12 protein-coding genes are annotated in these 12417 nt (G+C 47.1%); 10 read left to right on the top strand and 2 right to left on the bottom strand.

All coding sequences use genetic code 11. The features are described from left to right. Positions 1–25: 25 nt before the first annotated feature. The 5 genes from accD to MKY97_RS09495 all read left to right on the top strand — a co-directional run bounded on the left by accD (position 26) and on the right by MKY97_RS09495 (position 4600). On the top strand, positions 26–919 hold the full coding sequence (gene accD / locus MKY97_RS09475; RefSeq protein ID WP_342555196.1) for an acetyl-CoA carboxylase, carboxyltransferase subunit beta: 894 nt from the start codon (positions 26–28) through the stop codon (positions 917–919). Beyond that, a complete protein-coding gene (locus MKY97_RS09480; protein ID WP_342555197.1) occupies positions 920–2023 on the top strand; it encodes an acetyl-CoA carboxylase carboxyltransferase subunit alpha in 1104 nt (367 codons plus the stop codon). Positions 2024–2130: 107 nt separating this feature from the next. Then, positions 2131–3558 (top strand): pyruvate kinase, encoded by a 1428-nt coding sequence (gene pyk, locus MKY97_RS09485; protein ID WP_090920229.1) that lies wholly within the window; start codon positions 2131–2133, stop codon positions 3556–3558. A gap of 129 nt (positions 3559–3687) precedes the next feature. Next, positions 3688–4194, top strand: coding sequence for a thioesterase family protein (locus tag MKY97_RS09490; protein ID WP_342555198.1), 507 nt, complete (start codon positions 3688–3690; stop codon positions 4192–4194). 7 nt (positions 4195–4201) lie between these two features. After that, entirely contained in the window at positions 4202–4600 is a 399-nt protein-coding gene (locus tag MKY97_RS09495; protein WP_342555199.1) for an FxsA family protein, read from the top strand. Positions 4601–4793: 193 nt separating this feature from the next. Here the strand turns inward: MKY97_RS09495 and ytvI are convergent, their stop codons facing one another. After that, on the bottom strand, positions 4794–5912 hold the full coding sequence (gene ytvI, locus MKY97_RS09500; protein WP_342555200.1) for a sporulation integral membrane protein YtvI: 1119 nt from the start codon (positions 5910–5912) through the stop codon (positions 4794–4796). Between the two features lie 63 nt (positions 5913–5975). Here ytvI and MKY97_RS09505 point away from each other — a divergent pair, with 63 nt between their 5' ends. The 5 genes from MKY97_RS09505 to MKY97_RS09525 all read left to right on the top strand — a co-directional run bounded on the left by MKY97_RS09505 (position 5976) and on the right by MKY97_RS09525 (position 10465). Continuing rightward, on the top strand, positions 5976–6110 hold the full coding sequence (locus MKY97_RS09505) for a hypothetical protein (protein ID WP_342555201.1): 135 nt from the start codon (positions 5976–5978) through the stop codon (positions 6108–6110). Between the two features lie 272 nt (positions 6111–6382). Then, complete coding sequence (gene citZ / locus MKY97_RS09510; RefSeq protein ID WP_342555202.1) at positions 6383–7495, top strand: citrate synthase; 1113 nt, start codon at positions 6383–6385, stop codon at positions 7493–7495. 147 nt (positions 7496–7642) lie between these two features. After that, a complete protein-coding gene (icd, locus tag MKY97_RS09515) occupies positions 7643–8935 on the top strand; it encodes an NADP-dependent isocitrate dehydrogenase (protein WP_342555203.1) in 1293 nt (430 codons plus the stop codon). Positions 8936–8963: 28 nt separating this feature from the next. Next, positions 8964–9905, top strand: a complete 942-nt coding sequence (gene mdh / locus MKY97_RS09520; protein ID WP_342555204.1) for a malate dehydrogenase — start codon at positions 8964–8966, stop codon at positions 9903–9905. Between the two features lie 134 nt (positions 9906–10039). Further along, positions 10040–10465, top strand: a complete 426-nt coding sequence (locus tag MKY97_RS09525) for a hypothetical protein (protein ID WP_342555205.1) — start codon at positions 10040–10042, stop codon at positions 10463–10465. 349 nt (positions 10466–10814) lie between these two features. On the opposite strand, the gene MKY97_RS09530 is transcribed toward MKY97_RS09525, so the two are convergent. After that, positions 10815–12380: a histidine kinase N-terminal 7TM domain-containing protein gene (locus MKY97_RS09530; protein ID WP_342555206.1), complete on the bottom strand. Its 1566-nt coding sequence runs from the start codon at positions 12378–12380 to the stop codon at positions 10815–10817. Positions 12381–12417: the final 37 nt, after the last annotated feature.

Consider the following 12417-nt stretch of genomic DNA (forward strand, 5'->3'; position numbering starts at 1 on the left):
AATCAATGGCTGGAGAGGTGTAGTTGTGTTCAAAGATATATTTCAAAAGAAACGGAAGTACGCTACCATACCTTCCGAGCGTGCGGTTCCAGGTGAACGTCAGGAAGCCGTGGAGCGCCCAAAACGTGAAATTCCCGAAGGGCTGATGAACAAGTGCAGCAAATGCGGCACGATTCAATATAGCAAGGAATTGGAGAAAAACCTGAAGGTATGTCCTGCGTGCGGATACCATATGCGCCTCAATGCGATGGAACGTATTGCGATGGTTTTGGACGAAGACGGTTTTGTTGAGCATGATGCCGATATGGTATCGGTAGACCCGCTCGGCTTTCCGGGATACAGTAACAAACTGGAGCAGCAGCGCCTGAAATCGGGTTTAAAGGAAGCCGTAATTACAGGAGAAGGCACGATTGAAGGGCTGCCTGTCGTTGTCGCTGTGATGAGCTTTGATTTCTTCACAGGCAGCATGGGCTCCGTTGTAGGGGAGAAGATTACCCGTGCGGTTGAACATGCCATAGAGAAGAAACTTCCTTTGATTATTTTCTCTACTTCTGGCGGCGCTCGGATGCAGGAGAGCATCCTGAGTCTGATGCAGATGGCGAAAACAAGTGCAGCTTTGGCCCGTTTGGACGAACAGGGCGGGCTTTACATTTCCGTTATTACCGATCCGACGACAGGCGGAGTCTCGGCTAGTTTCGCGAGCCTTGGCGATATTATTATCGCTGAACCTGGCGCTGTATTCGGTTTTGCAGGCAGAATTGTTATTGAACAGACCATTCGTCAGAAGCTGCCGGATGATTTCCAAACCGCAGAATTCAACCTCCAGCATGGCCAGCTGGATATGGTTGTTCACCGGAAAGAACTTCGGACAACCCTTGGCAAGCTTCTCGATATGCACAGTGAAAAGGGAGGGGTCTAAATGGCGGGTGGTTTGCCATATGAAGCGCCTCTGATTGAGATGCGCAAAAAAATTGAAGAACTCGTTCAGTTCGGACAGGAAAAAGGGATCGATTTTACCGAAGAGATCGCCCGTCTGGAGGAACGTTATCATAGACTGGAAGAAGAGATTTACACAGGGATTACGGCAGCTCAAAAAATGCATTTGGCTCGTCACCAGCAGCGTCCAACCGCCCTGGATCTGATCCAGCTGATCTTCACTGACTTTATCGAACTGCACGGTGATCGTATGTTTGGCGACGATCTCGCGGTTATTGGCGGACTTGCCAAGCTGAATGGACAAACCGTAACGGTTATCGGACAGCAGCGCGGAAAAGATACGAAGGATAACATCGCTCGCTTCTTTGGGAGTGCTCATCCCGAAGGTTTCCGTAAAGGGCTGCGTCTGATGAAACAGGCAGACAAATTTGGACGTCCGATTATTACGTTTGTTGATACTAAAGGAGCGTATCCGGGTAATACTGCAGAAGAGAGAGGACAATCGGAAGCGATTGCCCGGAACCTGATGGAGATGGCCAAACTCTCGGTTCCTGTCATCGTTGTTGTCATCGGCGAAGGTGGAAGCGGCGGTGCACTGGCTATGGCTGTAGGTAACCGTGTGCTCATGCTTGAACATGCCATTTATTCGGCGATTTCTCCTAATGGCGCGGCTTCGATTCTTTGGAAAGATGCATCCAAGGCAGATCAGGCAGCGGAAGCGATGAAAATTACGGCGAAAGACCTGCTGGAGATGGAAGTCATCGAAGAGATTATTCCCGAACCGCGCGGCGGGGCCCACCGGGACTATGATGGAGCTGCATCAGCAATTTTCGAAGCTCTCGTTCGACATCTGCATGAGATGCAGGGATGGAGTGCAGAACAGCTGAAACAGGATCGTTATGAGAAATTCCGCAAAATCGGTTCCGTGACGTTTGAAGCACCAGCCCCTGCGGCAGAATCTGCGGTAGAGAGCGAGTCTATGGACGAAGCAGCCTCACAAACGGGGTCAGATTCCATTCAGGTAGAAGCATCAGAACAGCCGCTCCAAGCAGAGCCTGTGAGAAATTTGTCGGGAAATGCAGAATAATGTGACGAATTTCCTATACAAATGATCGAAAGTATAGTAAATTAAATAGTTGGAAAAAGAAAAATAGAGATATAAAGATAGACCTTTAAAATCGGAGGAAACCCAAAATGCGCAAAACGAAAATTGTATGTACGATTGGTCCATCCAGTGAATCCCTGGAGAATACCAAGAAACTGATTATGGCTGGCATGAACGTAGCCCGTCTGAACTTCTCCCACGGTGATTTCGATGAGCACGGCGGACGGATCGTAGCGATTCGCCAAGCATGTGAAGAGCTGAACAAAACCGTAGCAATCCTGCTGGACACCAAAGGACCGGAAATTCGGACAGGTAAACTCGAAGTGGAGCCGATTGAACTGGTACAGGATGAGTACATCACTTTGACTACAGAAGAAATTCTGGGAACCAAAGATCGTCTTTCCATTACGTATGCAGACCTTCCTAAGGATGTTGAAGCTGGATCGACCATTTTGATCGACGACGGTCTGATCGGACTGACTGTGGTAGAAGTTCAGGGCACTGAAATCAAATGCCGTATCGTTAACGGCGGTACAATCAAAAGCAAAAAAGGTGTTAACGTACCGGGTGTTGCGATCTCGCTGCCGGGTATCACTGAAAAAGACGCTAACGATATCGTGTTTGGTATTGAGCAGGGAATCGATTTCATCGCGGCTTCTTTTGTACGTAAAGCCAGCGACGTTCTTGAAATTCGTGAATTGCTTGAGAAACACAACGCAGGTCACATTCAAATTATCTCCAAAATTGAAAACCAGCAAGGTGTTGACAACCTGGACGAAATCCTTGAAGTGTCTGACGGCCTGATGGTTGCTCGTGGAGACCTGGGTGTAGAGATTCCTGCTGAAGAAGTACCTCTGGTACAGAAACGCATGATCGAAAAATGTAACGTTGCAGGTAAACCGGTTATTACAGCTACACAAATGCTGGATTCCATGCAGCGCAACCCGCGTCCGACTCGTGCAGAAGCAAGTGACGTAGCAAATGCGATCTTTGACGGCACTGACGCAATCATGCTGTCTGGTGAGACAGCTGCTGGTAAATACCCGGTGGAATCTGTACTGACCATGTCCCGTATTGCTGAAAAAGCGGAATCCGCTCTGCCTTACCAAGAGCTGTACTTGAAACAACGTGTTGCACAGCAAACGACTGTAACCGAAGCGATCAGCCAATCCGTTGCTCTTTCCGCTCAAGATTTAAACGCAAAAGCGATCATTACTTCCACGGAATCCGGACATACGGCACGTATGATCTCTAAATACCGTCCAGAAGCACCGATCATTGCCGTGACGACAGAAGACAGAACGTCCCGTCGTCTGGCACTTGCTTGGGGTGTAACACCAGTTAAAGGTAGACTGGTTGATTCTACGGATGCTTTGTTTGAAAATGCAATTGAAGGCGGCGTGAAATCCGGTCTGGTCAAAGAAGGAGACCTGGTTGTGATTACAGCGGGTGTACCTCTGGGCCGTTCGGGTTCTACGAACCTGATCAAAGTAAGCCAAATCCCGAACAACGCTTAAGTTCGAGTGTTTTGGAAAGTAACAGGAGAGAAGCAATGGGGCTAGATGTCCCGTTGCTTTTTTTCCATCTTCATGACACGATTCTGCGACTTCATGCGTATGAATGGTAGAGCTAAGGAGGCGGATTAGGTGCAAAAAGAGAGCAGTGGTGATTGGTATACGGCCCGTCTACGTGTGCGTTATCAGGAAAGCGATCAGATGGGAGTTGTCTACCATGCGAACTACCTGAACTGGTTTGAGATCGGCCGTACGGAGATGATTCGCCAAATGGGGTATACATATCGTAAAATGGAGGAACAGGGATTACTGCTTCCTGTAACCGGGTTGGATGTGAAGTATCACAAACCTGCACGGTATGATGACGAGATTATCATCTTTACTCGAATTGCCGCCTTTAGCGGCCTGCGTTTGAGTTACGAGTATGACATAAGACGTATGGCTGAAGCACCTGATGTTCCGCTCGACGCCGGGGAGCGGGTATGGTCTCATAACGAATCCCTTCCGGGTGAACGATTGGTGACCGGTTCTACCCAGCATGTATGGGTGAATACAGACTGGAAGCCAGTCAGGCTGGATAAAACAGCTCCTGAGCTTTACAGCGTGCTCGCAAAAGTGTGGCTTTCAGGAAAGGAGTAACCTAGCAATGCGAAAATGGATGTGGGCATTACTATTAATTATTCCGGTCATTGAGTTGTTTGGTTTCATTCTGATGAGTGACTGGATCGGGGCCGGAAAAACACTGCTTCTCATGATACTCACGTCCTTGATTGGTATAGCCATGCTGCAGTTTGAAGGGCGAAAGGTATTAATGGATGCCAAGATGGAGATGGAACGTGGTAAGGTGCCTGGCCGTAAAATGGTCGATGGTCTTTTTGTATTTGTCGGTGGTTTCCTGCTGTTAATACCTGGTTTTGTGACCGATCTGATTGGTTTTACATTGGTTTTTCCGTTAACACGTCCGGTATACCGGCTGTTCTTCCTGGGCTGGTTGGAAAAAAAGATGAGAAATGGCAGCATTACGTTTTACCGGCGTCCGAAGTGAACATTGATGCATCTATAAAATGCATGTTTAGAAGTCATGCACGAACTCCAAGCATGAATCTCTGGTATTAGAAAACATGCATCTTCACACCAAAAGCTCCGTTCCGCAGATCTGTTTTGCCGGAACGGAGCTTTTTTGGCGCAGTCTGCGTATTACCGAACATGTCTAACCCCTGAATCAGGCTCATTGGCCCTCATCGGACTCTGCCGTTGATGATGTAGGTTCTCAAATCGCGCAGCACATTAGCGCGGTTAAAAGCGTCTAGGATAACCAGACTCACCGGACCGATAATCAGCCCGAGCACTCCAAACAGCTTCAAACCAACAAACATACCCACTAACGTAGCAAGGGGGTCAAGGCCAACACTGCTGGCAAGGACCTTCGGTTCAATGATCTGCCGGGCAATGAGCAGGATGAGATAGATGACACTAATGCCGATGCCGAGGTAGAGATCTCCGTTCATGAACAAATATGCAGCCCAAGGCACCATAATCAGCCCAACCCCGAGATAAGGAAGCAGATCGACCAGACCGATGAGCAGCGCGATTGTGAAGGCGGAGTTGACCTGCAGGATCAGCAGTCCAATCATGACGAAAAGAGCTGTAATCGAGATCATGATAAGCTGTGCGCGTGCATAACCAAAGAGTGCTTTTTGGAGATCATTCCAGATATCAGAGATCGGTTTGCGAACAGCGGACGGAACCCAGCCGGAGACCGTTATGCTGTGCCGTGTCCAGCTTTTGCTAATGAAGAATGTAGATAACAGCACCACGATGAGAACTGCACCCATATTAGGCAGGGAGGTCAGCAGGTTTAGAATCAGGTTGAAAAAACCAGTGACAAGGTCGCTTACCGCTGTTCCGACGGTCTCCGTTGTTTTGCTGATATTGCTGTTAATGGTTTCTTGATAGTTCGGGTTTTCTTTGTAGAAATCGTTAATCTGCGTAATCAAACTTTGAATGGTATCGTTCTGTGTCCAGCGTACAAACGTTTCTTTGATTTCGTCTACATGCAGATCGAAGCTGGTGGTTAGCGAGATGACTTCCTTAACCATGCGGGTGACGGCAGCAGACAAGATGACAGCAATTGCACCAAAATATAATATCAGTGACAAGGTGACTGCAAGCCAGCGCGGGAAACGTAGTCTGTTCTGGAGCAGCTTCACGAGCGGATTCATGGCATAAGCAATAATCCAGGCAATGACAAAAGGATATAACAGCGGGAACAGCAGATATATGGCTGCGGCGATCAGAAGGGCAGCGATAATAACCCATAGACCGCGAAGCAGACGTTTGAGAATGATTCGATCCAATTATCAACTCTCCTTTATTCAGTCAAGAGCTTATCTTAATTAATATAGAGCAATCATAAGCTTTTGAAACGCAAAACGAACTTGCTGCAGCAGTACACCGTATGGTTTATGGAGGATCGTCTGCCTAGCGTATGCCTGAAGCTGCCTAATTATAGCAATCCACTACGGCTGCCGAATGAATTGTTGAATACACATTAAATGTAAACCCTGCTTGTGTAAAGGTTTTCAAAAATGCTTTATCACTCCGATAAATATGTTTGATGTGCGAATGAACTCTCATCATGTTCACATAAACGACAAAATCCAGTATGATGATATAAGTAAATACCGATTGACAGATAAGAAAACCGAATTTTGACAACTTAGGTCATTTTTAAAATGAAACGGTTTACAAAAGAGGTTAGGTGCATTTCGGCACTGATATGACTTAGAATGATTCCTGATTTCGCTTATTAAAGGAGAGATGTAATATGACAGCTACCAAAGGTCTGGAAGGCATCGTTGCAACAACCTCTTCGATCAGCTCTATTGTAGACGGTGTGCTTACATACCGTGGATACGATATCGATGATTTGGCTGAACATGCGAGTTTTGAAGAAGTTGCTTATCTGCTCTGGTTTGGCAAGTTGCCGACAGCAGATGAATTGAAGTCACTTCGTAAAAGTCTGAGCGATTACGCGCCGATTCCAAGCGAATTGATCGCCCAAATCAAGTTGTATCCAAAAAACATCAGCACGATGGCAGCTCTACGCTCTGCAGTCTCCGCACTTGCGCTCTATGATGAGCAAGCCGACGAGATGACAGAAGCCGCGAACGAAAACAAAGCAGTGAAGCTGCAGGCGCAATTGCCAACAATTGTAGCGGCGATCTCACGTATTCGTAAGGGGCAGGAGCCTGTCGCTCCAAAAGAAGGCGCTTCCATCGCTGAGAACTTTTTATACATGATGACAGGAGAAGAACCTTCCGAAACGGCGGTAAAAGCACTTGATCAGGCACTTGTTCTGCATGCGGATCACGAGCTGAATGCTTCAACATTTGCTGCCCGCGTTACGGTAGCGACCCTATCTGATATTTACTCAGGCGTAACTTCTGCGATCGGTGCACTTAAAGGGCCGCTGCATGGTGGCGCAAACGAAGCTGTTATGAAAATGCTGGACGAGATCGGTACACCGGATCGTCTGGAAGCGGCTATTCAGGAGAAATTGAATAACCGTGAGAAAATCATGGGCTTCGGACACCGCGTGTACAAGAACGGTGACCCGCGTGCGAAGCATTTGCAGAAGATGTCCAAAGAACTGGGTGAGATGAACAACGATACCCGTTTGTATGAGATGTCCGTGAAGATTGAGGAAATCGTGACAGGTCAAAAAGGATTGAAGCCCAATGTCGACTTCTATTCCGCTTCAGTATATACGCAGCTGAAGATTGATCAGGAATTGTTCACACCGATCTTTGCGATCAGCCGTGTGTCCGGTTGGACAGCGCACATTCTGGAGCAGCTTGCAGATAACCGCATCATTCGTCCGCGTGCCGAGTACACAGGTCCAACGGATCAAAAGTATGTTTCTATCGATCTTCGCTAAACGACAGCAAAAACAGTATAATCATATAGATGAGGTGAGGGGCTTGTGAATATGAGGCTGTACTGCCGAGTAGAGACAGCCCTTCCTTCCTGCAAAAATGTGGTATGCTTCATACTGTGAAACCAAAACTTAGGAGGAATTGTAATTATGAAATTGGAAAAATTTGCACTCCCAACTGAAGGCGAAAAAATTCAAATTGACAACGGTACGCTTCAAGTACCTAATAATCCAATCATTCCATTTATCGAAGGTGACGGTACAGGCCGTGACATCTGGAAAGCATCTGTACGCGTTCTGGATGCAGCGGTAGAGAAAGCATATAACGGTACTAAAAAAATTGCTTGGTATGAAGTGTTTGCTGGTGAAAAAGCATTCAATACATACGGAGAGTGGCTGCCGAACGATACGCTCGAAGCGATTCGTGAGTACATCGTAGCCATCAAAGGACCTCTGACTACGCCAATCGGCGGCGGTATCCGTTCCCTGAACGTGGCACTGCGTCAAGAACTTGACCTGTACACTTGCCTGCGTCCTGTACGTTATTTCAATGGTGTACCTTCTCCGGTTAAACGTCCTGAGCTGGTTGACATGGTTATTTTCCGTGAAAACACAGAGGACATCTATGCAGGTATCGAGTACGCTGAAGGTTCTGCGGAAGTGAAAAAAGTGATCCAGTTCCTGCAGCAGGAGATGGGTGTTAACAAAATTCGTTTCCCTGAAACTTCCGGTATCGGTATCAAACCTGTATCTGAGGAAGGTTCGAAACGTTTGGTTCGTGCAGCGGTACAATATGCTGTTGACCATAACCGCAAAACCGTTACTTTGGTACACAAAGGTAATATCATGAAATTCACTGAAGGTGCCTTCAAAAACTGGGGTTACGAAGTGGCTGAAGCAGAATTTGGCGACAAAGTATTCACTTGGGCACAATACGATGTAATCAAAGAAAAAGACGGTACAGATGCAGCTAATGCGGCTCAAAAAGCAGCTGAGGATGCTGGCAAAATCATCGTTAAAGATGCTATTGCTGATATCGCTTTGCAGCAAGTATTGACTCGTCCGGGTGAATTTGATGTTATCGCTACATTGAACCTGAACGGTGACTATCTGTCCGATGCTCTCGCAGCACAAGTTGGCGGAATTGGTATCGCACCTGGTGCGAACATCAACTATGTAACTGGACATGCTATCTTCGAAGCAACACACGGTACTGCACCTAAATACGCAGATAAAGATGTCGTGAACCCTGGTTCGGTAATCCTCTCCGGCGTAATGCTGCTTGAGCACCTGGGCTGGCAGGAAGCGGCTAACCTGATCTATAAAGGCATGGAAACATCCATCAACAATAAAACGGTAACCTATGACTTTGCACGTCTGATGGACGGCGCAACGGAAGTGAAATGTTCCGAATTCGCAGATCAAATCATTAGCAACCTGTAACAAAAACCTGTAAGGGGAGATGTGAATCGTGACTATTCAGCGCAAAAAAATCACAGTCGTTGGTGCCGGCTTTACTGGTGCTACAACTGCACTGATGCTTGCCCAGAAGGAACTCGGGGATGTTGTACTGGTAGATATTCCTCAACTGGAGAATCCGACCAAGGGTAAAGCACTCGATCTGCTGGAGGCAAGTCCTGTGCAAGGGTTCGACAGTCATATCGTCGGAACTTCCAACTACGAGGATACAGCCGGTTCGGACATTGTGATCATTACCGCCGGCATTGCCCGCAAGCCGGGCATGAGCCGTGATGATCTGGTGAATACGAATGCAGGTATCGTGAAGTCCGTGTGTGAAAATGTGAAAACATATTGCCCTGATTCTATTGTCATTATTCTAAGCAACCCGGTGGATGCCATGACGTATGCAGCGTATCAGACGCTCGGTTTTCCGAAAAACCGCGTGATTGGACAGTCGGGTGTGCTTGATACGGCTCGTTACTGCACGTTTATTGCGCAGGAGTTGAATGTATCGGTAGAGGATGTACGCGGCTTTGTACTTGGTGGTCACGGTGACGATATGGTACCGCTCGTTCGTTATTCGAGTGTAGGCGGTATTCCAATCGATACTCTGATCCCGGCGGATCGCATTGAAGCGATTGTGCAGCGTACCCGCATAGGCGGTGGTGAGATTGTGAACCTGCTGGGTAACGGCAGTGCTTATTACGCTCCCGCGGCTTCACTGGTTCAGATGACCGAGGCCATCTTGAAAGACAAGAAACGCATTATTCCAGTTATCGCTTATCTTGAAGGCGAGTACGGATATAATGATTTGTTTCTGGGTGTGCCGACCATCTTGGGGGGCAGCGGCATCGAGAAGATCTTCGAACTGGAGCTGACTGCCGAAGAGAAAGCAGCGCTTGATACCTCTGCAGACTCGGTACGAAATGTCATTTCGATCGTCAATATTTAAGTTTGAAGACTTTTTGAACAAGTAAATTAAGAAAACCTCCGTAAACGCGGAGGTTTTCTTTTCTTTGGATAAGTTCCCCAGTATAATAAAATGTGATATACAGCACAGCGAAAATGTTGAGGAGGTTGAAAATTTTGACAATGATTATGTATCTGCTCCATATCGTCGGAGCACTGGCCATGGGATTCTATCTGATCCTGCCTTTCGTGGTCGGCAAAATTCGCACATTAAGCTTGCCAGCACAGGAGGGAGCATTTGCGTCACTTCGTTCGTTGAACAAAATTGCGCAGTATGCACTTGTTATCCAGCTTCTTACAGGTGGTTATCTGATGACCAAGGGTGATTACTCCCATATCTGGATGGCTGTTGTTGTGGTACTGCTTCTGGCTATTGCAGCGATTGGCGGAATTATGGGGAAACCGCTGCGTCTTGCCGCAGAAGGTGTGAAAAATAATAAGGATGTAACTCCATATCAAAGCAAAATCCGTATGTTCAGCACGCTGCTTGCGGTATTCCTGCTTATTATGGTGTATCTGATGGTGGAAAGACAAATTTTCTAAGAAGCTGACTGAAAGCAAGCTTAAGAGCAGTTTCCAAAGTGAAGCAGTGAGGTTGTTTGTGCGTAGGCTGCTTCATTGTTAATTTAAGCTGAAGCGTTTGCACTCTTAAGGATAAGTGGACAGCCTAGTCTATGAAGCAGATAAGTGTGCAGCTCCGCAAATATGAAGTTAGTTCAATATTTTACGGAGCAGGCGTACCAGCAGTTCCTAATCAAACAACGAAACAGAAAGCGTAACAAACAGACAGCCTGAAGGGGCTGTCTGTTTGTTATGCTTTCCAAACCTTGCTGCAGTGGAGAATATCTCTTTGACTCTTTGAACCTGCCTAAACCGCCTGCACCTCACAGAATCAACGCTGACTGACAGTCTCGGCATGAACCCGCACCGCATTTCGCCCATCCCGTTTGGACTCATACAGGGCATGGTCGGCATTACGCAGCAAAGATTCCAATGTATCCGTTTCATGACTGCACTGAGCCACCCCGAAGCTGGATGTCAGTGTAATGGACTGATTTTGCAGATCCAGCGGTTGATGCAGTAATGCGATTCGCAGCTGTTCTGCGAGACCATGAGCTTCCACAAGAGGCATGTTTGGCAGGGCGATCACAAACTCTTCTCCACCGTAACGGGCAAACAACATATCGCTGCTCAAATAGCGATTGCACACAGATACGACGTGAATCAAGGCTTGGTCCCCCGCATCATGTCCGTAGGTGTCGTTGATCCGTTTGAAGTGATCGATATCGAAGAGTATAAATGAGATGGGTTTAAGGCTGAGCTGTGCCTCCTGAAGCAGTTCCCTTCCTTTGTTCAAAAATTGAGTCCGATTGTATATCTTGGTCAAACCGTCGAAATAAGCAAGCTGCTTCAGCTGTTCTTGTAAAAAGCGCTGTTCGGTAATATCAATGACCATAATAAGAATGCCTACAACTTCAGCATTGTGATTGAACACATACGACGTCCTGACTTGGTAACAGACCGTTTCACCATCCAGCTGCCAGTAAAGGTCGGTCTGCAGTCCTTCCCGTCCGTATTCAACAGGAAAAGTTCCTCCTGCGAGCTTAAGCCAGATGTCATTCAGAGGTTGTCCAATCATCGTTGTTTCGATCTCAGGCAGCATCAGCCGCAGGGACTTATTGAAGTCCACGAGACGATACGAGCTGTCCAGCACAATAACTCCTTCACGCATGCTTTCGAAAATGCTCTCTTTGGCGATGGGCACAATGGTCAGAAGCCTGGAGGAAAGAATAGCCCAAATATACATAGACGATGTAACACACATCAGTACAGGCACAGGGTCCAGACCAAGCGGAGTCACGCCGATTAAGTATACAAATGCCGCAACCATCGGAATAATCTGTGAAACAATTAATGTAAGCAGCTGCCGACGATACATTTTTTTGGTGTGCCGCCATTGTGCAATTAAAATAAGGCCAGCACATAACAGACAAGAAAATGTAAATGCACCATGCACGACATACCACTGCCCGATATCCATTGCCATGACAGGAATTGTGCTGTCCTCACGCAGCCACACTCTTTTGTAATAAAGGTGATGCCAATCATTCGTAGTAACCAGGAGAACGGTTATGGAAGGAATGATGAACAGCGCTGACGTCAGCCATTTGGATAATTTCCTTCCAGTGTATCGAATCATCAAAATCAGACCGAGCGGGGCAGAGACCGGCATGCCGATGTACTGTACGATATTCCAGAACTTCATCTGTTCCAGCGTATTGCTGGCAAGACCAATGGCGTAGCCGAAGGTATAGACCGACAAGGAGGCGGTGTACAGTATAAAAATGCTGGCATTTGGAAAATGAGCTCTTCTGAAATAGGTATACATACACAGGAACAGATTCAATACTGCTGAAGTGGTCACGAGTGTAATGTATGAATTAATATGCGATTCCATGTTCAGATCTCCATGTCAATTTAGAATATAATCGTCA

This window comes from Paenibacillus sp. FSL R7-0652, from assembly GCF_038595045.1.
In the GTDB taxonomy this organism is placed as follows: domain Bacteria; phylum Bacillota; class Bacilli; order Paenibacillales; family Paenibacillaceae; genus Paenibacillus.